Genomic DNA, 22,819 nt, shown 5'->3' on the forward strand with positions numbered 1-22,819 from the left:
GGACGTCCCCGCCGGGTGGCTGCCGCTGGGCCGGGGACTGCGGGCGGGCCGCTCCGGCCTGGGGAGCGTCCGCTTGATGGAGAGATTGACCTTTCCATTCTCCGTGGAGAGCACCAGGACCTTGACGGCCTGCCCCTCCTGCAGGTAGTCATGTACGTCGTTGACAAACGTGTTGGCGATCTCGGAGATGTGGACCAGGCCGGACTTCCCATTGTCCAGGGCCACGAACGCGCCGAATTTGGTGATGGAGGTCACCTTTCCTTCCAAAATGCTCCCTACCTGAAGCTCCATATAGTGTACTGTTTCTCCTTCCGGATGGTTTTCCCGCTCCCGTGGAAGCGGGTCGTATCAAAAAAGACCGGCTCCCGGCACAAGCGGGGGAGGCGCTCCGCCTCCCTCGTCGCCCGGCTCCGGTCAGTTGCCCACAGAAAACACACGCTGATTGGGGGAGATCAGCCCCAGCTCTTCCTGCGCGATCTCCTTCATCTTATCCTCGGTGGCGCCCTCGGCGATGTCCGCGGCCAGGGCGGCGTTTTCCTGCTCCTGGGCCTGGACCTGGGCCGTCAGGGCGTCCCGCTGGGCCTGGGCGTCCTGCACCTGGCTGTGGAGGCTGCGCAGCTGCAGTCCGATCGCCGCCAGAATCACCAGGATCAGAAGCTTGGTGAGGACGCTTCCTCTGGACCGCTTCTTTGGCTGCCGTCCTGCTCTTGCCATGCCGCCCGCCTCCTTTGTAAAGCCTTCTGCCGTGCTTGGTGTTTTTTATTGTATAACATTTGCGAATAAAATAAAAGAGATTTTTTCCCCATCTGCCAATTTTTTTACACAAATTTTCCGCTCCCCGCAGGGGAATGGCGGTCAGATGCAGCAAAAATGCCAGGGTATCCACCCAAAAATCCCACACCGGCCGCAAAAACGGGGAGAAGGCGGTGAAAAACAGCACACCGCCGCCCACCGCCCCCAGCAGCAGATACAGCCGCAGCTGCCCCTGCGCCCGGCGGAGCATGAAGAGGAAGACCGCCAAGCCCGCGGCCATGCAGTACAGGATGTCCAGCGCCGACGTCAGGCGGGGCAGCCGCAGGCGGAAGGCCCGCAGCAGGTCATACAGCAGCGCCGCAGCCATGCCCAGCAGGATCGCCTGACAGAAGAGCAGGAGCGGCTGGGAGAGAGCAGGGGCCATGGCGCCTCACCCGAACAGCCGGTGGAAAAGGCCCCCCCGCTCCTGACCGCCGTCCTCATAGGAGACGGAATCGATCCGGCCGTCCACATGGAGCTCGCCCCCGTCCAGGGACAGCTTGCCGATGTGCAGGTCCTCTCCGGTAATGACCAGCGTTCCCACGCTGGTGGACATGATGATGCCGGTCTCGTCGAACCGCTCCACGTCCTCCACTCCGGAGACCGTGAGCCGCTCCCGGCCGATCAGCTCCAGACGGTGGCCCGCCTGGGACATGGCGTTGTTGTAGTCGTTCATTCCGCGTCCCTCCCTGTCCCAACTATATGGGAGGGGCGGGGAGAATATGCGTCCGGCCTTACCGGCCGATCTCCCGGTACAGCGTGCCGGCGTCCGCCTGGCGCACCGTCTCCTGGACGTCCAGCACCTCCACCGTTACGATGCGCTGGCCGAAGCGCAGGGAAATCTGGTCCCCCACCTTCACGTCGTAGGAGGCCCGGGCAGGCTTGCCGTTGACGGTGACCAGGCCGTTGTCACAGGCCTCGTTGGCCACAGTCCGCCGCTTGATGAGGCGGGAGACTTTGAGATATTTATCCAAACGCATGGGCGGCTCCTTTCTCATGGGAAACGGGACTGCCGGCACCACAGCACCGGCAGTCCCGAAATCACAGGGTCAGATCACTTCGCCACGGCGTCCTTCAGGGCCTTGCCGGCCTTGAACACGGGCACTACAGAAGCGGGGATCTCAATGGACTCCTTGGTCTTGGGGTTGCGGCCCACGCGGGCGGCACGCTTCTTGACCTCGAAGGATCCAAAGCCCACCAGCTGCACCTTGTCGCCGTCTTTCAGGGCGGCAGTGATGGCGTCAAACGTGGCGGACACAACAGCCTCGGCCTCCTTCTTGGAAACGTCGGCAGAAGCGGCGACAGAATTGATGAGTTCAGCTTTGTTCATGGATGTTATCCTCCTATACAATGTGTGATGCGCTTGCTAGATGATTTATTCCTAACGCAGGCAGGCGCGCCCGCGATTAAGACGGATCGTGGGATTTTGCATCGTTCCAGAGGGCCAGCAGCTCCGCCTCACCGCACTCCGGCAGAGGCTTGTCCGCGGCCTCTTCCACCGCGCGGAAGCGGCGGTCAAACTTGTCGCAGGCCCGGTGGAGGGCGTCCTCCGGGTCCACGCCCGACATCTGGGCGATTTTGGCGGCCATAAACAGCGTGTCGCCCAGCTCCTCCCGGATGCCGTGGGGCGCATCGGCGGCCTGACCGGCCTCCAGGGCGGCCCGGAGCTCACGGACCTCCTCTTCCAGCTTGTCCAGTGCCTGGAGAGAGCTTGTCCAGTCAAAGCCGGCCTTGGCGGTCTTGGACTGAATTTTTTCCGCCCGCCACAGGGCAGGCAGCGTGTGGGGCACGGCCTCCACCGCGTCCGCCGTGGACCGCTGGCCCTTCTCCCGGCGCTTCAGCACGTCCCAGTTGGCCAGGACCTGCTGGGAGGTATCCGCCTGCACGTCCCCAAAGACATGGGGATGGCGGTACACCAGCTTCCGGGCCACGCCGTCCACCACATTTGCCATGGTGAAGCGGCCCCGCTCCGCCTCGATTTGGGCATGGAAGGCCACCTGCATCAACACGTCGCCCAGCTCCTCGCACATGCCGCTGGCGTCGTCGTGGTCGATGGCGTCCAGAACCTCATAGGTCTCCTCCAGGAAGTTCCGGCGGATGGAGCTGTGGGTCTGCTCCCGGTCCCAGGGGCAGCCCCCGGGAGCCCGCAGCAGCCGCATGATCTCCAGAAAATCCTCGTAGCTGTAAAAATCCTTACGCTGAAACTCTACCATAAGATGCCTGCCTTTGCAAGAAAAATTCACGGGAAACCCCTGATTTTTCAAGGAATTTTAGCGGATCGCCCCCTTGGGAAGGGGGCGCGGCCGCCCGGTTTCTCATTTTAAGTGCAGAAGTTTAATAAGCTTTTCCCCGCGGGGAATGGACCGCACATCCTCCGCCCGCAGGATCCGCAGAGCGATCACCAGCACACCGTAGACGATCACGCCGGCCAGGATGCCCAGCAGGACACAGGCGGCGTTGGCCAGATATACAGACCAGAGCTGGATCTTATCCGGATCCGCAAACATCTGCTGTGCCAGGGCGAGGAAAGCCCCATCCAGCACCCGGCTGGCTAGGCCATAGACCGCCCAGGCCGCGCCGCCCATGAGCAGGGAAGCGGCCACGGGCTTTGCGAAAACTTCGAGATACCGTGGCTTCTGGGGCGAGTATTTCCACACGAAGAACAGATTCAGCACCACGATCACCAGATAGCAGCATAGCGTGGAGATGGGTGCGCCGTGGATGTTGATGTCCGGATTCCCCACCAGGAAATAGTTCATGATGATCTTGACGATGCCGCCGACGATCACGGTGAAGATGGGCAGCTTCTCCTTGCCGTAGGTCTGCAGGATAGCGTTGGTCAGGATCATCAGGCAGATGAAGATGAGGGCGATGCCCAGCACCTGAAGATGGGGGCCCGCCGCCAGGGCATCCTCCCGCTGGGCCGGCAGCACCAGGACCATGATGGGCGTGGAGAGGACACTGAGGCCGATGCCCGCCGGCAGGGCCAGAATGGCGATGATGCGGAAGGCGGAGGAGATGATCCGGTCCGCTCCGGCATGGTCCTGCCGGGCCAGAGCCGCCGCCGCGAATGGAATCAAGCTCATGGTCACCGGGTACACGAAGGAGGCCACCATGTTGGGCATATCCATGGCCATGCTGTACTGGCCGTTCAGGGCGGCGGCCGATTCCTCCGACAGCAGCAGGGCGTTCTGCAGCTGGCCCATGACGATCTTGGTGTCGATGATGTTCAGGATGCTCATTGCGGAGTTGCTGAGGGTGATGGGGATGCCAATGGCCAGGATCTGCCGGATCAGATGGCTGCTGCCGGAGGGGACATCCAGGGACTGTGTCCGATTCCGGTGCTTCGCCAAATATCCCACCAAAAACAGCATGGAGACCGCCGTGCCCGCCGTGACGCCCAGGATGGCCGCGGCGGCGCCCATCTCCAGGCTCATGCCGATGCGCAGTACATACCACGCCAGCGGCAGACCGATAGCCAGTTTCAAAAGCGCCTCCAGTACCTGGGAAACCGCCGTAGGCGTCATGTTGCCCTGGCCCTGGGTGTAGCCCCGCATGCAGGCCAGCAGGCACACGCAGAACACCGCCGGAGCCAGCGCCCGGATGGGCTGGGCCGCCAGGCTGTTCTCCAGAAACCCCGCCAAGCCCTCTGCCTGGAAGAACATAAACAGGGCGCCCACCGTGCCCAGGACGAAAAACAGCACGATGGCGGTGCGGAAGATCTTCCGCTTCTCGTTCTCCCGTCCCTGGGCATGGGCCTGGCTGGTCAGCTTGGAGATGGCCAGAGGCAGGCCCGCCGTGGAGAAGGTCAGCAGGAAATTGTAAATCTTATAGGCAGTGTCGAAATACGTCTTGCCGGGGCCGCCCAGGATGTTGTTCAGGGGGACTTTGTAGAAGAACCCGATAAATTTCACCACAACGACAGCTGCGGCCAGGATGGCGGCGCCGCCCAGGAAGGATTGCTTTTTTTGATTAGACATGAAGCGATTACCTCAAATTACAACAGAGAACTAGGGCGGCGGAATCTGCTGCCCCTATGAGCCTATGGCCTGCCGCTGCCGTTTATAACCGGGCCAGACACGCCTTTACCAGGGCAGAGAACCGGGGCCCCGCCGTGGCGGCGGCGGCAAGCACCTCGTCGGAGGAAAGAGGCTGGTCCAGCACCCCGGCCCCCATATTGGTGCAGAGCGTGAAGCCCAGCACATCCATGCCGCAGTGGGCGGCCACAATGGCCTCCGGCACCGTGGACATGCCCACGGCGTCCGCGCCCAGCGCCCGGGCGGCACGGACCTCCGCCGGCGTTTCGTACTGGGGGCCGGGGAAGTACATATAGACGCCCTGGCGCAGGGGGATGGACAGCTCCTCCGCAGCCTCCCGGGCGGTGTCCTGGAGTCGGGGCGTGTACACATGGCTCATGTCCGGGAACCGGGGGCCGAACTCCTCCAGATTGGGGCCGCAAAGGGGGCTGACACCGAAGAGTTTGATGTGGTCAGTAATCAGCATGATGTCCCCGGCGGAGAAGGCGGTGTTCACCGTGCCGGCAGCGTTGGTGACTACCAGCGTTTCCGCCCCCAGCAGCCGCAGCACCCGGACGGGATAGCTGACATCCTCAAAGGACCAGCCCTCATAGGTGTGGAGGCGGCCCTGCATCACCGCCACGTCCTGACCCGCCAGGCGGCCGAACACGAACCGGCCCGCGTGGTCCGGGGCGGTGGATCGCTTCATGTGGGGCACATCCTCATAGGGGACGGCAATGGGGGACTCCACTTCGTTGCCCAAAGAGCCCAGGCCGGAGCCCAAGATCAGCAGGCACCGGGGGCGGAACGCCCCCAGGCGGTCTCTCAGCGCCTGGGCGCTCTCCTGATATTGTGCGAATGTATATTCCATCTTACGCTTCCTCCTTACAGCTTTTGGCCGCATTCCCGGCAGAATACGTCGCCGCTCCGGGCGGCCGCCCCGCAGAAGGGGCACACCGCGCCGCCCTGGAGCCGAGCGATCTCCCGCTCCAGCCGGTCGATCTGCTGGCGGAGCCCGTCGATCTCCTGAAGCTTTGCCAGCAGTACCTCGGACTCCGTGAGGGTGCCGGTGTGGGTGGCGTAGATCATCTCCCCCACCTCCCGCAGGGCGGTGCTCACCGCTCCCTTCAGGTCCATGATCCGGATATTCAGCTTGGCCACGGACAGGAGCTCTCCCGCCCGCTTTCCCATGCCGTAGGCGGCATCCGCCGCACTGCCGCCCACCTGGGAGGCAGTGCGCTGCACCGCGTCCAGCAGTTCCTGCAACCGCTCATTCATGGCTTGTATGACCTCCAAAGAAAGATTGGGGCAGAGGGGCAGCCCCGCTCAGCTGGGATAGATGCTGCCGCCGATGAACTCCCGCACCAGGGAGCTGGGGGCGATGTTGGACTCTTCCATGATCTCGATCCGCTCAAATCCCCGGAGGATGTCGTCCGCGATCTCATACTTGCCCTGGGGCAGCGCCTCCAGCAGGGGGACCACGAAGGGCTTCAGCACCGCCACCTCATCCGGCAGGGAGGAGTCGAACATCAAGTCCGCATTCTCCTTATAGGGGGAGATATACAGCTTTTCCCCCCGGCGGACATTGGGCCACATCTTCAGGGTGAAGTTGGCGTCGCTGCCCCGGAACTTGTAGTCCCGGACGATCCGGCGGCACAGGCGCAGCCAGGGGTGCTGGAACACCACGGCGCCGTCCTCGTCCACCACATTGGACCGGGCCGCGATATACAGCTTGAAGGCCTTGGGATTCTTGCCCACGATCACGTCGTTCAGGGCGTGGATGCCCTCAAAGATAGCCAGCTCGTCGGGCCCCAGCTTCAGCGGCTGAGACAGGATGTCGGAGCGCATCTGTCGGGCGAACTCGTACTTGGGCACGTGGATGGTCTCCCCCCGGTCCAGCATGGAGAAGTGTCGGTTCAGCAGCTCGATGTCGAGGCAGAAGGGAGACTCGTAGTCGATGGCGCCCTCCCGGTTCCGGGGCGCCGTCTCCGGGTCGATGGTGTTGAAGTAGTTGTCCATGGAGATGGTGTGGGTCTGGATGCCCATTTTCTCCAGCTGCTCTTCGATCTTCAATGCCGTGGTGGTCTTGCCGGAGCCGGAGGGGCCGGACAACAGGATGATGCGGGACTCCTTCCGGTGATCGGCAATCTTCTGGGCCGCCGTCTCCACTTTTTTGGCAAAGGCGGCGTCGCACGCCTCCGCAAAGCCCTTGGGGTCAGAGCGGACAGCGTCGTTGATCTCTTTCAGGGAATAGGCCATGGCGATGCTCCTTTCACAGTGCTTCATAAAAGGCGGCGAAGGCGGTCTGATTGGCCTGCCACTTCTCCGGCCGCTGGATATACTCGGTGGGATATTTCACGTTGAACGCCCGCTGGATCTGGTTGGTGCCCGGCACCACCATCTTGGTGGACCCGGCGGCGCCGAAGGACAGGATGGAGCACAGCTCCGACATGATGTCCACGTTGTACCAGCACTCGCCGCCGCTGCGGCACCAGCCGATGTTCTCAAAGCTGCCGGACATGTACTTCTGCCGGTATAGGTAGTAGGGACGGTATCCGGCGGTCCGGAGGGTGGGAGAGGCGTAATCCAGCATCTCGGCCACCGTCTCCGCGCCGGGGATCCGCAGTCCCTCCGTCAGGATGCGGCTGCCCTTTTTCAGCGCCAGGGTGTGGACGGTGATATCGTCGGGGCCGTAGGTCAGGCACCGGTCCAGGGAGCGGCGGAAGCCCTCCGCCGTATCCTCCGGGAGTCCGGCGATCAGGTCCATGTTCACGTGGGGGAAGCCGCACCGGGCCACCAGCTCCATGGCGCGGTCGATGTCCGCAGCCGTGTGGCACCGGCCGATGGCCCGCAGCACGTTCTCTTCAAAGGTCTGGGGGTTCACCGAGACCCGGGTGACCCCGTGGGTGCGGAGCACCACCAGCTTTTCCGCCGTGATGGTGTCCGGCCGGCCCGCCTCCACAGTGATCTCCTCACAGGCGGTACGGTCGAAGGAGGTCTCGAAAGCAGTGAGGACCCGGTCCATCTGCTCCGCCGTCAGGGTGGTGGGGGTGCCGCCGCCCATGTAGAAGGTCCGCACCCGCAGTCCCGCCCGGCGAACCATCTCGCCGCCGGCGGAGATCTCCCCACACAGGGCGTCCACATAAGGGGGCACCAGGGCAAAGCTCCGCTCCACCGACTGGCTGACAAAGGAGCAATAGGCGCACCGGGTTGGGCAGAAGGGAATGCCCACGTACACGTCAATGTCCCGCTTCTCCAGCCGCCGGGCGGCCTTGGCCGCGGTGGCGCCGGTCTCCAGGGCCAGGGCGGCCCGGGAGGGGGTGACGAAATAGTGCTCCTCCAAATACGCCCGGGCCTCTTCCGGGGACTTCCCGTCCTCCAGGGCCCAGGTCACCGGCTTGTCGGGCCGGACGCCGGTGAGCATTCCCCAGGGGGGCGTCACGCCGGTGACCGCCCGGGCCGCCAGGAAGAAGCAGGCGCCGACGGCGTGGCGGCGGAGGCCCTCCCGCTGGAAATCGCCGCCGGAGAGGGGCTCCTGATAGGTCTGCTCGGTGGTCTTGCCGCCCCGGCAGAGGGAGACCGCCACCCGGCAGAGGTCCCCCGTCTCCTCCAGCGAGATCACGGCCCAGCTGTCATCGCCTGGGGTGATCGGCTCGTAGACAGGCAGTTCCCCGGGGAACAGATTCATCAGGCTCTGCTCCACCACATACCGCTCGTCATGGCCGCGGAAAACCAGTTTCATGGGCGCGCCCTCCTCACTGCATGGCCTGGAGCAGATAGGGGTTCCAGCGCCGCTCCCGGTCCAGGGTGGATGCCTCCATGTGGCCGGGCAGGACCCGGAGGTCTCCCTCCAGCTGCCCCAGCCGCCGCAGAGAGGCCATCATCTTCTCCATGGACCCGCCGGGGAAGTCCGTCCGGCCGCAGGAGCCCGCAAAGAGCGTATCCCCGCAGAAGAGGGCGTCTTGGCACCGGAGGGTGACAGACCCCTCGCTGTGGCCGGGGGTGGCCAGAACGGTCACCGTCAGGCCGCCCACAGCCACCGTGTCCCCCTCGTCGTAGTCCCGCACGTCCCCGCTGAGGAGCGGGAACAGCTGCTGGGTGCAGGCATCGGCGTACACATCCCGGCGATTCAGATACACCGGGGTCTCCGGCCATTTGGCCTGGAGCTCTCCCACAGCGCCGGTGTGGTCGTAGTGGCCGTGGGTCAGCAGGATGGCGCAGGGCACACAGCCGGTTTCCGCCACCGCGGCGGCGATCCGCGCCCCATCCCCGCCGGGATCAATGACGGCGCAGGTCTTGGCATCCTCGTCGCAGAGGAGATAGCAGTTGGTGCCGATGGGGCCCACCTGCAAGCACTTGATCTTCATGGGAGACCTCCCTTGCCAAATGAAAATATCAGAGGCAGGCGGCGGAAATCCCGCCCGCCCATGTGTGGAATGGACAAATGCCCTGTCACTCCGCAGGGCGGATCATGCCCGCGTCCCACAGGGTCTCAAAGGTGTTCACAGCGCCGCCGTGCTCCACGATCTTTCCGCCCTCCACCCGGTCGATGTTCACGCCGGTGAAGATCAGGCGTTTTCCCGTGGGGACTGTTCCGGGCCAAGGGCCCAGGTGGGTCCCCTCCATAACACACTCGGAGACGACATACGGCGCGGCCCAGTGCTGGCGGAGGATGCGGACCGTGTAATCCGGATACGTCTCCCGCAGAGCCGCCAGATGCCGCACCATGCCGCCGGGACCCAGGGGAGTGGTCCACTCCCCCTGGCGGAGCACGCAGCCCTCCTCGACGAAGCGGGGCAGGTCCTCCAGACGGTGCTGGGAGACCACGGTCTCATAGAACGTCCGCACCAGCTCCGGCGGCGCCATTTCGCCGCCGCCCTGCGCCGCTTCCCTCATAAGGGCCGCTCTGTGTCGAAGAGGATGGTGACGGGGCCGTCGTTCCGGGAGTCCACCTGCATATCAGCGCCGAACTCCCCATGCTGAACGTCGAAGCCCCGCTCCCTGCAGTGAGCCATGAATCGCTCATACAGGGGGATGGCCGCGTCCGGCTTGGCGGCGCCGGTAAAGCCGGGGCGGCGGGAGGAGGTGTCCGCGTACAGGGTGAACTGGGACACCACCAGCAGGGCACCGCCTGTCTGCTCCAGATTCAGATTCATTTTGCCGTTTTCATCCTCAAAGACCCGCAGGTTGCAGATTTTCTCCGCCAGGCGGTCGGCGGTCTCCTCGGTGTCGTTGGGTCCCACGCCCAGCAGCACCAGGAAGCCACGGCCGATCCGGCCGTTGACGTTCCCGGCAATGGTTACGGAGGCACCAGCCACCCGTGTCACAACTGCACGCATACAATGGATTCCTTTCTATGGTTCACTCAAAATGGAAGGCTTCTATTTCTGCGGGGAATATCAGCCATGCTGACGGCCGTGCAGATGCGCCCCCATTCTCTTTTTGTCAGCGCCAAAAAGAGAACGCGCCGCGCCCGGTATAAGAGAAAAAGGCGCTTTGGCCGCAACTTTACACATGCGTGCAAAGTTGCTGTACGGGGGGCGGCGCGAGAGGGTGCCTGCGTGTTTGCGAGGGTCCCCCGACGGGCGCGGCGGGGTGCGGTGCAGACTTAGCGGCGGATTCCCGCGGCGTAGTGCGTCTTGGATTGGAGGACACGGGCGCATTTGAACCGCTCCTCTTTTCCTGTCTCGCGCTGCGGCGCTCCCCGTATTTCCGTCACCAGTGTTCCACTGGCTCCTCCTTCCGCGCGTTCCGCTTGCCCGCAGGGAGCACGCCGCATCCGTAAGACGGCAGAGCCACCAACAGCTGCGCAGTCGCTACGCGCTGCCTGGGCGGTTGTGGCGGCTTGTGCTGGCGGGCGGACAAGGGCGTCCGCCCCTACCGGGCTTGTGGCCTTCGTCACCCTCGCAAGGGCCGACACGCAGGTCGGCCCCCACAAAATGCGCAAGGCCGACGGTATCTCCGTAGGGGCCGATGCCTTTATCGGCCCGCTACGCCAGTTCCCCCGAGGGGCAGCCAGCGGCAGCGAAAAGAGAAGCAATTCCATGCGATAACCACCCCGACAAGGTTGGTACTCCCGCCATGGGACGGCAGTTAGGAAAATCGCAGAAGGCCCAAGCGTGCCCGAAGGCGGGCCAAAATCGGCGCTTGCACCGATACGTCGACCTCCGTCAGCGCGGAGGGCCACTGCACCGCAGCGCGCCACACACTTTTCTCTTTAGACCGTGCACGGCCCATTTCTCTTTTGGCAAGACCGAAAGGGGCCCCCGCCGCGCCCCGCGCGGTGGGGAGAGGAGGAGCAAGGGAGCGGGCGCAGTTTTCGCCGCAGGCGGAAACGGAGCTGAGCGGACTTTGCGACGACGACAATGGGGGGCGCATCCCCCGTGGAAGCGGCCCCCTGCGGGAGCAGAATCCCCCGTGGCCGCCGTTCGGCGGCCCAAATCATCTCCGGGCGGTTGATCGCCGCCCCTACATCCCCCCGGAAGCTCTTCCGCCATCGAATCACCCCGGCGGAAGCCGCTCTCACCCCGCCGGTCGGTTGACCTTCAGCACCCCGGAGATCTGGTTCAGCTTGTTCATGACGGACTTCAGCTGGGCGCCGTCCTTCACCCGGATCTCCAGCCGGAAGATGGCAAACTGGTCCTCTGTACTGCGGGAGTTGATGCCCAGCACAAAGGTATTCGTCGTGGAGAGGGCAGCGGAGATGTCCAGCAGCAGGCCCTGCCGGTCCTTGCACACCACCTCCAAAATCGTGGGATAGCTGTCGTTGGTGTCGCCGCCCCAGGAGACCTTGATCCAGCGCCCCTCCTGCCCCGGCTGGGATCGCTTCTCCTCCGAGGCGTTGGGACAGTCGCACCGGTGGACGGACACGCCGTACCCCCGGGTGATAAAGCCGATGATGTCGTCCCCCGGCACCGGGGTGCAGCACTTGGAGAACTTCACCAGGCAGTTATCCAGGCCCTCCACGATGATGCCCTGCTCGCTCTTCACCCGCTTGGGAGCGGAGGGCTGTTTGGCAGGCTCCGCCGGTTTGGCCTCCGCCAGCTCCTCGGCGGCCTTTTCCGCCTGGTGGAGCTTCGCCACCCGGTTCAGCTCCCCCTGGATCCGGCTCACTGCCTTCTGGGCGGTGAAGCCGCCGTAGCCGATGGCGGCGTACATGTCGTCCAGAGAGCCGTAGGACACCCGCTTCAACAGCACCGGCAGCATCTCCGGCGAGAGAACGTCCTTCATGGAGATGCCGCAGTGCTTCAGCTCCGCCTCGAAGGCGGCACGGCCGTTTGCGATGTTCTCCTCTTTCTTCTCCTTCTTGAACCACTGGCGAATCTTGCTGCGGGCCTCGCTGCTTCTGGCAATCTTCATCCAGTCCCGGCTGGGACCCTTGGCGTTCTTGGAGGTGAGGATCTCCACGATGTCGCCGTTTTTCAGCACATGGTCCAGCGTGACGATCCGGCCGTTCACCTTGGCGCCCACCATCCGGTTGCCCACGGCGGAGTGGATGGCGTAGGCAAAGTCGATGGGCGTGGCGCCGGCGGGCAGGTTCTGCACGTCGCCGCCCGGTGTGAAGACGAACACCTCATCGGAGAACATATCGATCTTCAGAGAGTGGATATAGTCCTCTGCGTCCGCGCCCTCCTGGTTTTCCAGCAAACGGCGGACCCACTCGTAGCGCCCTTCGGTGCCGGCGCCCTGGCCGTTCTGCTTGTATTTCCAGTGGGCGGCCACGCCGTACTCGGCGATCTCGTGCATCTCCTTGGTGCGGATCTGCACCTCGAAGGGCAGGCCGTCCGCGCCGATGACCGTGGTGTGGAGGGACTGATATCCGTTGGGCTTTGGAGTGCCGATATAGTCCTTGAAGCGGCCCAGAATGGGCTTGTAGAGATCATGGATGACACCCAAAACGTTGTAGCAGTCCCCCACCGTGTTCACGATCACCCGGAAGGCGAACAGGTCGAAGATCTCGTCCAGGCTCTTGTTCTGGTTGAACATCTTCCGGTAGATGGAGTAGGGATGCTTCATCCGGCCGTAGACGATGTGATCGATGTCCAGCTCCTTCAGCCGGTCGTCGATCTGGATCTGGATGCGGCGCATGAAGTCCTCGTACTCCTGGTGCTTGGCCTCCAGCTTGGAGACGATTTCCTCGTAGCCAATGGGGTCCAGATATTTTAAGGACAGGTCCTCCAGCTCCCACTTGATGCGCTGCATACCCAGCCGGTGGGCGATGGGGGCGTAGATCTCCATAGTCTCCAGAGACTTCTGCTTCTGCTTGGCGGGAGACTGGTACTCCATGGTCCGCATGTTGTGGAGCCGGTCGGAGATCTTGATGAGGATCACCCGGATGTCCTTGCTCATGGCGATGAGCATCTTCCGCAGGTTCTCCATCTGCTCGTCTTCCTTGGTGGCGTACTGGATGCGGGTCAGCTTGCTGACGCCTTCCACCAGGTCGGCGATGGTGGGTGAAAAGAGTTTGGATACCTGTTCGTGGGTGGCGGCGGTGTCCTCGATGACGTCGTGGAGCAGGGCGGCCTCGATGGACTCGCTGTCCAGCCGCAGCTCCTCCGCCACAATCTGCGCCACCGCCAGGGGATGGATGATATAGGGCTCCCCGCTCTTGCGCTTCTGGTCCTTGTGGGCCTCTGCCGCAAATTCAAAGGCCGCCCGGATGTGCTGGAAGTCTGCCGCAGGATTGTAGCCCCGGACAGTCTTTTCCAGGTTCTCATACTGTTCCTGAATGGTCATGACACAACACCTCCACTCTTGCCGGCGGCGTCCTCCCGCAGGCGGGACAGATAGGGGCAGGCGAAGAGATCCACCTTCCCCTGGATGGGATTCAGCGAAAGCGTCACCTGGTCCCCCTGGACGGACAGGGCGATCAGGCCCCGCTCCTGGAACACGGCCAGGGCCAGGCCGGCCCGGAGGAAGCTCTCACACCCGCCGGAGAGTGCCGACAGCCGCCGCAGAAAGGGCAGCATCTCCTCCTCCGCCTTTCCCCGGCGGAGCTGCCGCTCCAGCACGGTCCAAAAGGCGGCGAACTGGCTGCGGGACGCCTGGAGCCGGGCCCGCTCCTGCCCGGTGAGGCCCTCTCCCGCCACGAGGCGGTGGAGCAGGTCCAGGTCCGCCGCCTCATGGCGGCTGGGGGTCAGAGAGGGGCGGATGTCGATGAGCTGCAGCTGCAGGGTGGTATTGCCCCGGAAGGTATTGGCCTGGAGATAAAAGGCCGCGTCCACCCGCATGCCCGCCGCCACGCCGCACGTCTCCTCCGTCATGGAGAAGAAGATGGCGTCAAACCGGCACGTGCCCTTGGAGAGGCGGAGCTTCAGGTGCTTCCCCTGGCCCACGGGCTGCAGGACGTCCACCGTGGCGCCCAGCAGGGCGAACACCGGCCGGGGATTACCCGCGCCATAGGGCTCCAGCTGGTCCAGCTGCTCCACCTCCGCCAGCGTCACCTCGCCGGGGCAGGAGATGGGCGCGTCCACGTCCAGGCAGGATACCGCCCGTTCCCCGCCGGAGGCGGAGCGGACATACCGGTTCATCCGGGCCCGGAAGGCGTCGATGTTCTCCTCGGAGATGGTAAAGCCCGCCGCCAACTCGTGGCCGCCGAAGCCCTCCAGCAGGTCGGCGCAGGACTCCAGCGCGGAAAACAGGTTGAACCCGCCGTAGGACCGGCAGGAACCCTTGCCCACGCCGTCTTTCAGATGAATCATGAAGCTTGGGCAGGCGTACTTCTCGCTGAGGCGGGAGGCCACAATCCCCACCACGCCCTGGTGCCAGTCCTCGCTGGAGAGGACCAGGGCGCTGCGGTCCTCGGCCCGGAGGCGCTCGATCTTCTCGGTGGCGTCGGCGCAGATGGCCTGCTCTACCGCCTGCCGCTCCCGGTTTAGGTCACACAGAGCCTTTGCCAGCTCCTCGGCCCGGGCGGGGTCATCGGTCTCCAGCAGGTCCGCGGCCAGATCCGCCGCGCCCATGCGGCCGGCGGCGTTGATCCGGGGGGCCAGCACAAAGCCGATCTGGACAGAGGTGATGGGCTTGCCCAGAAGCCCCGCCTCCTTCAGCAGGGCGTGGACGCCCACGAAGTCCGTGTGGGGCAGGGCCTCCAGCCCGCAGAAGGCGATGGTGCGGTTCTCCCCCTCCATCCGCATCACGTCGGCGATGGTGCCAATGGCCGCCAGGGTGCAGTACCGGGCGAACAGGGCATCCTCCCGGCTCTCGCCTCCCAGGGCCAGCACCAGCTTCAGCGCCACACCCACTCCCGCCAGATGCTTGAAGGGATAGGGGCAGTCGCTGCGGTGGGGGTCCACCACTGCCAGCGCCCGCGGCAGCTCCTCCTTGCACTCATGATGGTCGGTGATGACCACATCCAGCCCGATGGAGGCAGCGAAGTCCACCTCCTCGTTGCCGGTGATGCCGCAGTCCACGGTGATCATCAGCGTGGCGCCCTGGTCCCGCAGGCCTTGGATGGCCTCCTTGGACAGGCCATAGCCCTCCTCGATCCGGCGGGGGATATGCCGCAGGCAGCGGACGCCGCAGCTTTTGAGATAGTCCATCAGCAGAACCGTGGAAGTAATGCCGTCCACGTCGTAGTCGCCGAACACGGCGATGGTCTCCCCCTGGCTGATCGCCCGCTGGATGCGGGCGACGGCTTTGTCCATATCCCGCATCAGCATGGGGGACATGCTGAGGCTCCTGTCCCGCTCCAGCGCCTCGGCCGCCGCCTCGGCAGTGGTGACACCCCGGGCCGCCAGGACCGTGGAGAGGAGATAGGGGTATCCGGCACTCCGCAGGAGGGCAACGTCCCGCTCAGCCGGGGTCCCGATGTTCCATTTTTTGAATCTCATGGCACGTTCCCTCCCTTTCAAAGGTAATAAAAAGCCATCATAACTAAATTATTATAGCAGGCAAGGGGTGAAACGTAAAGGTTTTTCTGCGTTCCGACACCGTTCGTTTGACGGCGGCGGCAGATTCTGGTACAATGGCATACCGACAGAGGGCGAATCCGGGCATCTCTGCCAGAATCTGAAAGAAATCTGACGCTAAAGGAGCGAAGAATGACAACATGAAAAGACGACTGCAATGGTTCTGTTCCTGCGCGCTGCTCTGCGCCCTGCTGGTGACAGCGGCGCTGCCGGCGCCCGCGGCAGCGGCCTCCACCGGCTTTTCCGACGTGCCGGAGAGCCACTGGGCGGCGGACTCCATCCGTCGGGCTGTGGACCTGGGCTTGTTCCAGGGGCAGACGCCCACCCGCTTCGGCTTGGGGGCTCCCATGACCCGGGGGGCCTTTGTGGTGGCCCTGTGCCGCCTGTTCGGCTGGGAGATGGTAACACCGGAGGCCGGGTCCTATACGGACAACCAGGACAAGAGTGCCTGGTATTACAGCGCGGTGGAGACCGCCTATGCCAACGGGGCCATCACCCGGCAGACGGATACGTTCCGCCCCCGGGAGCCCATCACCCGGGAGGAGCTGGCGGTCATGCTGGTGCGGGCCATGGGCTACGGCACCATCGCCGGTTTGGCCCAGGACCTGCCCATGCCCTTCCGAGATGTGACCACCAACGTGGGCTATATCGCCATGGCCCATGAGCTGGGGCTGGTGAACGGCACTGCGGCCACCACCTTCTCCCCGGATCAGACTGCCACCCGGGAGCAGGCGGCGGTCATGCTGATCCGGCTGTATGACAGCTATCACGCCGCGGCCCCGGAGAAAACCGGCATCGCCTATTCCGCGGAGGGTCTGACAGACCTGACCGGCTATGGCGCCGTGGCGGTGGGCGGCGCCCGGCTGATCTACGCCGGGGAGTCCCGGCTCGCCGGTACCCCCGATGCAGAGACCGCAGCCGCCCTGCAGGAGACCATCACCGCCGCCGGTGCCGTGCCGCTGCTGCATGTGGGCGGGAGCGCCTCGGCACTGAAGGATGACCCCAGCCACACCGCAGAGGTGCTGGCGGCCGCGGTGGAGAGCGGCGGTTATGAGGGGCTGTTTCTGGACCTGGCGGAGCTCTCTTCTGCCCAGAAGAAGGATTTCACCGCGCTGGCGGAGGCGCTGCGGGCCGAACTGGGAGAGGACCGGCTGCTCTATTTGATGGTGGAGGCGCCCGTCTGGCAGGGAGCCGCGTACAACGGCTATGACTATGCCGCCCTGAGTGAGCCGGCCGACAAGCTGGTGGTGCGGGTGGCGGACTATGGCGACGTGTCCGAGGACTTCCCCATCGCCCCCCTGGCGCCGCTGGAGGAGGTCTACTACGCCCTGGCCGAACTGGCGGACCAGGTGGATTCCGACTGTCTCAGCCTGCTGCTGACCACCACGGGCTCCGCCTGGACGGATGGGCGGCACACCGGCCAGGCCTCCGCCGCCGAGATCGAGCAGCTGCTGTCCGCCTCCCAGACGAAAGATTACTACTCCGACCGCTACGCCTGCGCCTATCTCACCTCCGGCAGCGGGGACACCGCGGTGTGGTATCTCAACGGCGAGGCCGCCCTGGAGCGGGCCCGGATGGCTGCTTTCTTCGGCGTGGACCAGCTGTGCCTCAGCGACCTGTCCTCTGTGGCGGACTATGACAATTACAATCTGCTGGAGGGGCTGGACGCCGGATCCTCCCAGGTGCAAATCTGAAACCTGAAAAACGCCGCCTCTGCCAGTTGGCAGAGGCGGCGTCTGTGTATATGGGAAAGCGCAGCAGCCTTACAGGAACTTCTGCATCCCGTCGGTAGCCAGGGAGAGGTCGGCGCTGATGGTGACGGTGAACTTGATGTTGTTCTTCTCGCCAAAGGCGTCCAGCCAGTTCAGGAAATTCTCGGTGTCCTTGTCCACTTCCCGGCCGATGGTCTTGCACAGGTTGTCGATGAACACATGGGAGATATCATAGTTGCCCGCATACAGGCCGCTGATGAAGCCCCGGAAGAGCTCGTAGCTGTCCAGATTGTACTCCTGGGCGTCGATCAGGCGGATGTGGTAGTGGATATCGTATGTCATGGTGCGGTTAGCCTCGATGCAAACCACGTTGCCGGGCTCGTCCTTCGCCGCGTTGTTGATCAGTTCAATGAGCTGCTTGGTCTTGCCGGAGCCCTTCACGCCCATAATCAGTCTGACCATAGTAATCACTCCTGTCAATTAAAGTCGCTGGGGGAAATTCGGTATGTTAAGCATACCACAAGATCGCGTGAAAAACAATGGAGAAATGAAGATTCAAACTTTGTTCATAATGGAGATTGACAGTGGGCGGCAGGACGGGTGCCGTCCAATCCGAGGCTGGTCACCCCTCCAGCTTGCTCTCCAGCTGCGCCCGCCGGTCCTCATAGCCCGGCTTGCCAAGCAGGGCGAACATATTCTTCTTGTAGGCCTCCACCCCCGGCTGATCGAAGGGGTTCACGTCCAGCAGATAGCCGGAGAGGCCGCAGGCGTACTCGAAAAAGTAGATCAGCTGCCCCAGGTCTGCCGGCGTCCTGCCGGAGGTCTCCACGATCAGGTTGGGCACGCCGCCCTCCGTGTGGGCCAGCAGGGTGCCCTCCATGGCCCGGTCCCGGATGAAGTCCAGGGACTTGCCCGCCAGGAAGTTCAGCCCGTCGCCGTCCGCCTCGTCCACCGGGACTGTCAGCTGTCGGTCGGAGGGACCCAGGCGCACCACGGTCTCAAACATCAGGCGCTTGCCCTCCTGGATGTACTGGCCCATGGAGTGGAGGTCCGCGGTGAACTCCACGCTGGCGGGGAAGAGGCCCTTGCCCTCCTTGCCCTCGCTCTCGCCGAAGAGCTGCTTCCACCACTCCGCCATGAACCGGAACGCCGGGTCATAGCAGGCCAAGAGCTCAATGGACCGGCCCGCCCGGTACAGCTCGTACCGGATGGCGGCGTACCGCCAGGCAGAGCACCGGAAGGAAGCTTCGGTGCAGGTCTCCATCATCTCCGCCGCTCCCTGCATCAGGGCGGTGATATCCACCCCGGCCACGGCGATGGGCAGCAGGCCCACGGCGGTCAACACGCTGTATCGGCCGCCCACGTCGTCGGGGACCACCAAGGTCTCCCACCCCTCGCTGTCTGCCAGGGACTTCAGGGCGCCCCGGGCCTTGTCCGTGGTGGCGTAGATCCGCTCCCGGGCACCCTCCCGGCCGTACTTCTTCTCCAAGGCCGCCCGGAAGAAGCGGAAGGCCACGGCGGGTTCGGTGGTGGTGCCCGACTTGGAGATCACGTTGACGGAGAAATCCACGTCCGCCACCAGGTCCAGCACCTCCCCCATGGCGTCGGAGGAAAGGCCGTTGCCCACAAAGTAGATGTTGGGCGTATCCTTGCGCTTCAGGTTGTAATTGGGAGAGCGCAGGCAGTCGATGACACCCCGGGCGCCTAAGTACGAGCCGCCGATCCCGATGACCACCAGGGCCTGGGAGTTGGCCCGGATCCGGGACGCGGCCGCCTGGATGCGGGCGAACTCCTCCCGGTCATAGTCCCGGGGCAGATGGACCCAGCCGGTGAACTCTCCGCCGGCACCGCTGCCGCTCTGGAGCTTCTCATGGGCCCGCTTCAGCCGCGGCGCCAGGACCTCCTCATAGGGCAGGGGCAGAAAAGACTGTAATTGGAACGATTTGACATCCAGCATCATGACCGGCCTCTCTTTCGTAAAGCTGCGCGGGTTTGTTGCTTTATTATACCATGCCCCGAAACGGGACACAAGGGAAAGCGGTCGCAATCCGCCGGGATTTCAGGGGGTGCAGCGCCCCCCGCCGCCGTCAGCCGCAGAGGAAGGCCGTCCGCAGCATCTGGACCAGCATCTGGCCGAAGGTGACCCGTGGGATCTCCTCTCCTGCCAGGATGGGCAGCTCCGCCACGACCTCTTCCCCGGAGGTGATGGTGAGGGTCCCCAGTTGACTGCCCGCCGCCACCGGCGCCTCCACAGAGTCCGCCAGGGTGACCAGCTGCTGCAGGCTGCCCGCCTTGGCCTTTTCCAGCAGGAGGTGCGTGTTCTCCCCCAGCACCGGCTGCACTGTGGCCTGGGTCCCCAGGGACACGGGCACCGGCGGCAGGGCGGACTCCGGCACCACATTCTCCAGCGTGTAGGTGGAAAAGCCGTAGTTCAGCAGATTGGTGGCATCCTCAAACCGCTGGGTGGAGGTTGGTGCCTTCATGATGACGGCGATCAGTTCCATGCCGTCCCGCTCGGCCGTACCAGAGAGGCAGTACAGCGCACTGTCTGTTGAGCCGGTCTTCAGGCCGGTGGCTCCCTGGTAGAAGCGGATCAGGCGGTTGGTGTTCACCAGGGAGGAGGCCCCGTCCCGCAGGGAATCCATCCAGATGGTGGTGTACTGGCGGATGTCCGGGTGGTTTCGGATCAGTTCCCGGCTCATAAGGGCGATGTCGTATGCGGAGGTGACATGCCCCTCCGCCGGCAGGCCGGTGGCATTACAGAAGTGGGTATCGGCCATGCCCAACTCCGCGGCCCGCTGGTTCATTCGCTCCACAAAGGCCTCCTCGCTGCCGGCCACCGTCTCCGCCAGCGCCACGGCGCAGTCGTTGGCAGAGACAACGCACACCGCCTTCAGCATATCGCTGACCGTCATCTGCTCATTCTCCTTCAGCCAGATCTGGCTGCCGCCCATGGAGCAGGCGTGGGCCGACGCGGTGACCACGTCGTCATAGTGGAGCTGTCCGGCGTCGATGGCCTCCATGGTCAGCAGCAGCGTCATGACCTTGGTGACGCTGGCGGGCTCCAGCTTGGCATGTTCGTCCTTGGCGAAGAGGACGGTGCCCGTCTCCTTTTCCATCAGCAGAGCCGAGGGCGCGGATACTTCCAGCGCCTGGGCACTGCTCCCCAGCGCCAGCAGGGCGCACAGCAGCACGACGAGTTTTTTCATGGTGATCCCCCTTTGCTTCGATGGTAGAATCTATGTCCGCGAAAAGGCGTTCATGCCGGAGAAGATTTGGGGGTTGCAAAATATGAAGCGGTCTGGTATAATAACAACTCAGATGCGGCTGTAGTTCATCGGTAGAACGGCAGCTTCCCAAGCTGCATAGGTGGGTTCGACTCCCATCAGCCGCTCCAAAAGAAAATGCGACTTGTTTCGACAAGTCGCATTTTCTTTTGGGTTTCGCTCCCGTTGGTCGCTCCACCCTTCAGTGATTGAAATGCTCGGGCGAAGTGAATTCGCCCTGCGCCAAGGTTTTGCCTGTGGTAAAACGCTTGTACGGCGCAAAGGCGCTGCCGGCCAGAAGGCCGGTTAGATGCTTCTCAAGAAAAATTGCAAATTTGAATGCAAGAGAGTTCGACCGACCTGAGAGGATTTGGATTGTTACCCCTTGCCATGAAAGAGAGACATCTGCTAAAAGCAGATGTCTCTCTTTCGTTCCGCCAAGGGGTTTTCCTGCGGCGAAAACGCTTGCAGGACGCAAAAAAGGAAAGCCTTGAAACCTGACGGTTCCAAGGCTTTCTGTGGCGGAGAAGGAGGGATTCGAACCCTCGAGACCCTTTAGGGGCCTACATGATTTCCAATCATGCGCCCTCGACCAACTAGGCGACTTCTCCATAGCTGTTCTGGTTCTAATTTCTGTATACGAGGCGTCGCCAAATGCGACAGCGTTATTATTATACCAGAGCTTTTCCCAAAGTCAAGCCCCAAAAACGATTTTATCAAAAAAGGCGGAGAGCCGAGGCTCCCCGCCCTGCGCGTCAGCGCATTTCGGAAACGATGCTGTCCACGGCATGGTCCACGGCGACACCCAGCTTGTGGATACTCTTTCCCACCTGCGTTTTCATGGGATCCCTGCCGTAGGGCATCATCATTCCCACTGCCGCGCCGGCCATCAGTCCGGCGCCGATACCGACCCAAAATCCGGTACACATTCTCATCTTCAGTCACTCCTTTGCGGCCTGAGCGTAGTATAGCCGCTTTCCCGGAAAAAAAACGCGTTAGAGCGATTTGCCAGAAACCGGCAGATCCGTTATAATGATGATAACGACATCCAAATCTCAAAACGGCGGGCCCAGGCCCGGACGGAGGAAACCATGACCACCATCTATCTGATTCGCCACGCAGAGGCGGAGGGCAACCTGTACCGCATCGCCCAGGGACAGGCCAACAGCAGCATCACAGACCGGGGCGAGCGGCAGATCCAGGCGCTGGCGCGCCGATTCGCGGATATTCCCATCGACGCGGTCTACGCCAGCGACCTCTACCGCACCTGCGCCACCGCCAGCGCCATATACAAGCCCAAGGGCCTGCCCCTGCACCGGCGGCGGGACCTGCGGGAGATCTGCGTGGGCGTGTGGGAGGAGAAGACCTGGGGAGAGATCGCCCGGCAGGACCCGGCGCAGCTGGAAAACTTCAACCACCGGCTCCACCTGTGGCACGTAGAGGGCGCGGAGACGCCCCAGGCAGTCCAGACCCGGCTGCTGGCGGCCGTGCGGGACATTGCGGCGGCCAATGACGGAAAAACGGCGGCGGTGTTCTCTCATGGCTGCGCCATCCGCCTGCTGCTGGCGGCCCTGCAGGGCATCCCGCTGGAGGAGCTGGGGAAGACGCCCACCGGCAGCAACACCGCTGTCTCTCTGCTGCGGGCGGAGGGGGCGCGGATCCAGGTGGTCTGGCGGGACGATGCGAGCCATCTGACAGACCCGGCCTTCACCCAAGGATGCACCGTGAAGCAGCGGGCCAACGGACTGGAGCCCGGCCTCTATTTCCGCCCCCTGGCGCGGGAGCAGGCGGAGTTTCCGGCGGCGTGGGCGGGGACCTCCGGGGCACTGTCCGCCGGGGCGCCTGTACTGGCGGGGTATCTGGATGGAACGCCTGTGGGCGCGGTGGCCTTTGACGACGGCCGGGAATCGGAGCGGGGCTGCGGCTGGATCCCCCTGCTGGCAGTGGCAGAGCCCTGGCGGCGCCGGGGTTACGGCGTGCAGCTGATCGGCCAGGCAGTGATGCACTATCGCCCCATGGGCCGGGACCGCCTGCGGCTGCCCACGCCGGAGACGGAGGCTGCGGCGGGCTTTTACCGGGAGTTCGGCTTTTCTCCGGCGGCGGACGGGCCGGCGGGGGGAAAG

Annotated in this window: 22 protein-coding genes, 2 tRNA genes and 1 pseudogene; 3 read left to right on the top strand and 22 right to left on the bottom strand. The window is 63.9% G+C overall.

Annotated features, from left to right (window positions below):
• The 17 genes and pseudogenes from OCV80_RS12310 to recJ form a co-directional block, all read right to left on the bottom strand.
• A partial coding sequence (locus tag OCV80_RS12310; protein WP_267288435.1) for a S1 RNA-binding domain-containing protein occupies positions 1-291 on the bottom strand: 291 nt, incomplete at its 3' end.
• Between the two features lie 123 nt (positions 292-414).
• Positions 415-714 (bottom strand): FtsB family cell division protein, encoded by a 300-nt coding sequence (locus OCV80_RS12315; protein WP_021748472.1) that lies wholly within the window; start codon positions 712-714, stop codon positions 415-417.
• Positions 715-970: 256 nt separating this feature from the next.
• Positions 971-1,177: pseudogene (yabQ, locus tag OCV80_RS16620) on the bottom strand (spore cortex biosynthesis protein YabQ); the annotation flags it as partial.
• Positions 1,178-1,183: 6 nt separating this feature from the next.
• Positions 1,184-1,468 carry a YabP/YqfC family sporulation protein gene (locus OCV80_RS12325; RefSeq protein ID WP_021748470.1) on the bottom strand — a complete coding sequence of 95 codons (285 nt, stop codon included), beginning with the start codon at positions 1,466-1,468 and terminating at the stop codon, positions 1,184-1,186.
• A gap of 58 nt (positions 1,469-1,526) precedes the next feature.
• Positions 1,527-1,772 (bottom strand): RNA-binding S4 domain-containing protein, encoded by a 246-nt coding sequence (locus tag OCV80_RS12330; RefSeq protein ID WP_025545076.1) that lies wholly within the window; start codon positions 1,770-1,772, stop codon positions 1,527-1,529.
• Positions 1,773-1,846: 74 nt separating this feature from the next.
• Positions 1,847-2,122, bottom strand: coding sequence for an HU family DNA-binding protein (locus OCV80_RS12335; RefSeq protein WP_021748468.1), 276 nt, complete (start codon positions 2,120-2,122; stop codon positions 1,847-1,849).
• Between the two features lie 76 nt (positions 2,123-2,198).
• The gene (gene mazG / locus OCV80_RS12340) at positions 2,199-3,005 is read right to left on the bottom strand and encodes a nucleoside triphosphate pyrophosphohydrolase (protein ID WP_021748467.1); all 807 of its coding nucleotides are present in this window, start codon (positions 3,003-3,005) and stop codon (positions 2,199-2,201) included.
• A 102-nt stretch (positions 3,006-3,107) separates the two neighbouring features.
• Positions 3,108-4,772, bottom strand: a complete 1,665-nt coding sequence (locus tag OCV80_RS12345; protein WP_021748466.1) for a putative polysaccharide biosynthesis protein — start codon at positions 4,770-4,772, stop codon at positions 3,108-3,110.
• Positions 4,773-4,854: 82 nt separating this feature from the next.
• Positions 4,855-5,679, bottom strand: a complete 825-nt coding sequence (locus OCV80_RS12350; RefSeq protein ID WP_136891354.1) for a purine-nucleoside phosphorylase — start codon at positions 5,677-5,679, stop codon at positions 4,855-4,857.
• 14 nt (positions 5,680-5,693) lie between these two features.
• Positions 5,694-6,086, bottom strand: coding sequence for a zinc ribbon domain-containing protein (locus tag OCV80_RS12355; RefSeq protein WP_021748464.1), 393 nt, complete (start codon positions 6,084-6,086; stop codon positions 5,694-5,696).
• Between the two features lie 48 nt (positions 6,087-6,134).
• The gene (locus tag OCV80_RS12360; protein ID WP_025545074.1) at positions 6,135-7,067 is read right to left on the bottom strand and encodes a uridine kinase family protein; all 933 of its coding nucleotides are present in this window, start codon (positions 7,065-7,067) and stop codon (positions 6,135-6,137) included.
• Between the two features lie 13 nt (positions 7,068-7,080).
• Entirely contained in the window at positions 7,081-8,550 is a 1,470-nt protein-coding gene (gene hemZ / locus OCV80_RS12365) for a coproporphyrinogen dehydrogenase HemZ (RefSeq protein ID WP_267288436.1), read from the bottom strand.
• Positions 8,551-8,563: 13 nt separating this feature from the next.
• Positions 8,564-9,175: an MBL fold metallo-hydrolase gene (locus OCV80_RS12370; RefSeq protein ID WP_025545575.1), complete on the bottom strand. Its 612-nt coding sequence runs from the start codon at positions 9,173-9,175 to the stop codon at positions 8,564-8,566.
• A gap of 85 nt (positions 9,176-9,260) precedes the next feature.
• Positions 9,261-9,704 carry an ester cyclase gene (locus OCV80_RS12375; RefSeq protein ID WP_249390656.1) on the bottom strand — a complete coding sequence of 148 codons (444 nt, stop codon included), beginning with the start codon at positions 9,702-9,704 and terminating at the stop codon, positions 9,261-9,263.
• Positions 9,701-10,147 carry a D-aminoacyl-tRNA deacylase gene (dtd, locus tag OCV80_RS12380; protein ID WP_021748459.1) on the bottom strand — a complete coding sequence of 149 codons (447 nt, stop codon included), beginning with the start codon at positions 10,145-10,147 and terminating at the stop codon, positions 9,701-9,703. The genes OCV80_RS12375 and dtd overlap by 4 nt, the downstream gene beginning before the upstream one ends.
• A gap of 1,183 nt (positions 10,148-11,330) precedes the next feature.
• Positions 11,331-13,544: a RelA/SpoT family protein gene (locus OCV80_RS12385; protein ID WP_036628787.1), complete on the bottom strand. Its 2,214-nt coding sequence runs from the start codon at positions 13,542-13,544 to the stop codon at positions 11,331-11,333.
• Positions 13,541-15,640 carry a single-stranded-DNA-specific exonuclease RecJ gene (gene recJ / locus OCV80_RS12390; RefSeq protein ID WP_021751353.1) on the bottom strand — a complete coding sequence of 700 codons (2,100 nt, stop codon included), beginning with the start codon at positions 15,638-15,640 and terminating at the stop codon, positions 13,541-13,543. Before recJ ends, OCV80_RS12385 begins: the two co-directional genes overlap by 4 nt.
• 218 nt (positions 15,641-15,858) lie before the next feature.
• Here recJ and OCV80_RS12395 point away from each other — a divergent pair, with 218 nt between their 5' ends.
• Positions 15,859-17,412: an S-layer homology domain-containing protein gene (locus OCV80_RS12395; protein WP_267288437.1), complete on the top strand. Its 1,554-nt coding sequence runs from the start codon at positions 15,859-15,861 to the stop codon at positions 17,410-17,412.
• A gap of 69 nt (positions 17,413-17,481) precedes the next feature.
• Here the strand turns inward: OCV80_RS12395 and OCV80_RS12400 are convergent, their stop codons facing one another.
• The 3 genes from OCV80_RS12400 to OCV80_RS12410 form a co-directional block, all read right to left on the bottom strand.
• Complete coding sequence (locus OCV80_RS12400; RefSeq protein ID WP_021751350.1) at positions 17,482-17,892, bottom strand: ATP-binding protein; 411 nt, start codon at positions 17,890-17,892, stop codon at positions 17,482-17,484.
• A gap of 160 nt (positions 17,893-18,052) precedes the next feature.
• Positions 18,053-19,387, bottom strand: a complete 1,335-nt coding sequence (locus OCV80_RS12405; RefSeq protein WP_267288442.1) for a glucose-6-phosphate isomerase — start codon at positions 19,385-19,387, stop codon at positions 18,053-18,055.
• A 130-nt stretch (positions 19,388-19,517) separates the two neighbouring features.
• Positions 19,518-20,639, bottom strand: coding sequence for a D-alanyl-D-alanine carboxypeptidase family protein (locus OCV80_RS12410; protein WP_025545029.1), 1,122 nt, complete (start codon positions 20,637-20,639; stop codon positions 19,518-19,520).
• Between the two features lie 114 nt (positions 20,640-20,753).
• On the opposite strand from OCV80_RS12410, the gene OCV80_RS12415 reads away from it, so the two are divergent.
• Positions 20,754-20,827: transfer RNA gene (locus OCV80_RS12415), tRNA-Gly, on the top strand.
• A gap of 388 nt (positions 20,828-21,215) precedes the next feature.
• Here OCV80_RS12415 and OCV80_RS12420 read toward each other — a convergent pair.
• Both OCV80_RS12420 and OCV80_RS12425 read right to left on the bottom strand, forming a co-directional pair.
• Positions 21,216-21,307: transfer RNA gene (locus OCV80_RS12420), tRNA-Ser, on the bottom strand.
• A 144-nt stretch (positions 21,308-21,451) separates the two neighbouring features.
• Complete coding sequence (locus OCV80_RS12425) at positions 21,452-21,631, bottom strand: hypothetical protein (RefSeq protein WP_021751346.1); 180 nt, start codon at positions 21,629-21,631, stop codon at positions 21,452-21,454.
• A gap of 156 nt (positions 21,632-21,787) precedes the next feature.
• On the opposite strand from OCV80_RS12425, the gene OCV80_RS12430 reads away from it, so the two are divergent.
• On the top strand, positions 21,788-22,819 hold a 1,032-nt coding region (locus OCV80_RS12430), incomplete at its 3' end, for a bifunctional histidine phosphatase family protein/GNAT family N-acetyltransferase (RefSeq protein WP_267288438.1).

The organism is Oscillibacter acetigenes (assembly GCF_025567605.1).
GTDB lineage: Bacteria > Bacillota > Clostridia > Oscillospirales > Oscillospiraceae > Oscillibacter > Oscillibacter welbionis.

What these genes read in the sequence shown, in the direction of transcription:
- OCV80_RS12355 (WP_021748464.1), bottom strand. Translation starts at nt 6,086, where the DNA reads ATGAATGAGCGGTTGCAGGAACTGCTGGACGCGGTGCAGCGCACTGCC.
- OCV80_RS12360 (WP_025545074.1), bottom strand. Translation starts at nt 7,067, where the DNA reads ATGGCCTATTCCCTGAAAGAGATCAACGACGCTGTCCGCTCTGACCCC.
- OCV80_RS12375 (WP_249390656.1), bottom strand. Translation starts at nt 9,704, where the DNA reads ATGAGGGAAGCGGCGCAGGGCGGCGGCGAAATGGCGCCGCCGGAGCTG.
- hemZ (WP_267288436.1), bottom strand. Translation starts at nt 8,550, where the DNA reads ATGAAACTGGTTTTCCGCGGCCATGACGAGCGGTATGTGGTGGAGCAG.
- dtd (WP_021748459.1), bottom strand. Translation starts at nt 10,147, where the DNA reads ATGCGTGCAGTTGTGACACGGGTGGCTGGTGCCTCCGTAACCATTGCC.
- OCV80_RS12385 (WP_036628787.1), bottom strand. Translation starts at nt 13,544, where the DNA reads ATGACCATTCAGGAACAGTATGAGAACCTGGAAAAGACTGTCCGGGGC.
- OCV80_RS12315 (WP_021748472.1), bottom strand. Translation starts at nt 714, where the DNA reads ATGGCAAGAGCAGGACGGCAGCCAAAGAAGCGGTCCAGAGGAAGCGTC.
- OCV80_RS12325 (WP_021748470.1), bottom strand. Translation starts at nt 1,468, where the DNA reads ATGAACGACTACAACAACGCCATGTCCCAGGCGGGCCACCGTCTGGAG.
- OCV80_RS12335 (WP_021748468.1), bottom strand. Translation starts at nt 2,122, where the DNA reads ATGAACAAAGCTGAACTCATCAATTCTGTCGCCGCTTCTGCCGACGTT.
- mazG (WP_021748467.1), bottom strand. Translation starts at nt 3,005, where the DNA reads ATGGTAGAGTTTCAGCGTAAGGATTTTTACAGCTACGAGGATTTTCTG.
- OCV80_RS12410 (WP_025545029.1), bottom strand. Translation starts at nt 20,639, where the DNA reads ATGAAAAAACTCGTCGTGCTGCTGTGCGCCCTGCTGGCGCTGGGGAGC.
- OCV80_RS12350 (WP_136891354.1), bottom strand. Translation starts at nt 5,679, where the DNA reads ATGGAATATACATTCGCACAATATCAGGAGAGCGCCCAGGCGCTGAGA.
- OCV80_RS12330 (WP_025545076.1), bottom strand. Translation starts at nt 1,772, where the DNA reads ATGCGTTTGGATAAATATCTCAAAGTCTCCCGCCTCATCAAGCGGCGG.
- OCV80_RS12405 (WP_267288442.1), bottom strand. Translation starts at nt 19,387, where the DNA reads ATGCTGGATGTCAAATCGTTCCAATTACAGTCTTTTCTGCCCCTGCCC.
- recJ (WP_021751353.1), bottom strand. Translation starts at nt 15,640, where the DNA reads ATGAGATTCAAAAAATGGAACATCGGGACCCCGGCTGAGCGGGACGTT.
- OCV80_RS12345 (WP_021748466.1), bottom strand. Translation starts at nt 4,772, where the DNA reads ATGTCTAATCAAAAAAAGCAATCCTTCCTGGGCGGCGCCGCCATCCTG.
- OCV80_RS12400 (WP_021751350.1), bottom strand. Translation starts at nt 17,892, where the DNA reads ATGGTCAGACTGATTATGGGCGTGAAGGGCTCCGGCAAGACCAAGCAG.
- OCV80_RS12370 (WP_025545575.1), bottom strand. Translation starts at nt 9,175, where the DNA reads ATGAAGATCAAGTGCTTGCAGGTGGGCCCCATCGGCACCAACTGCTAT.
- OCV80_RS12395 (WP_267288437.1), top strand. Translation starts at nt 15,859, where the DNA reads ATGAAAAGACGACTGCAATGGTTCTGTTCCTGCGCGCTGCTCTGCGCC.
- OCV80_RS12425 (WP_021751346.1), bottom strand. Translation starts at nt 21,631, where the DNA reads ATGAGAATGTGTACCGGATTTTGGGTCGGTATCGGCGCCGGACTGATG.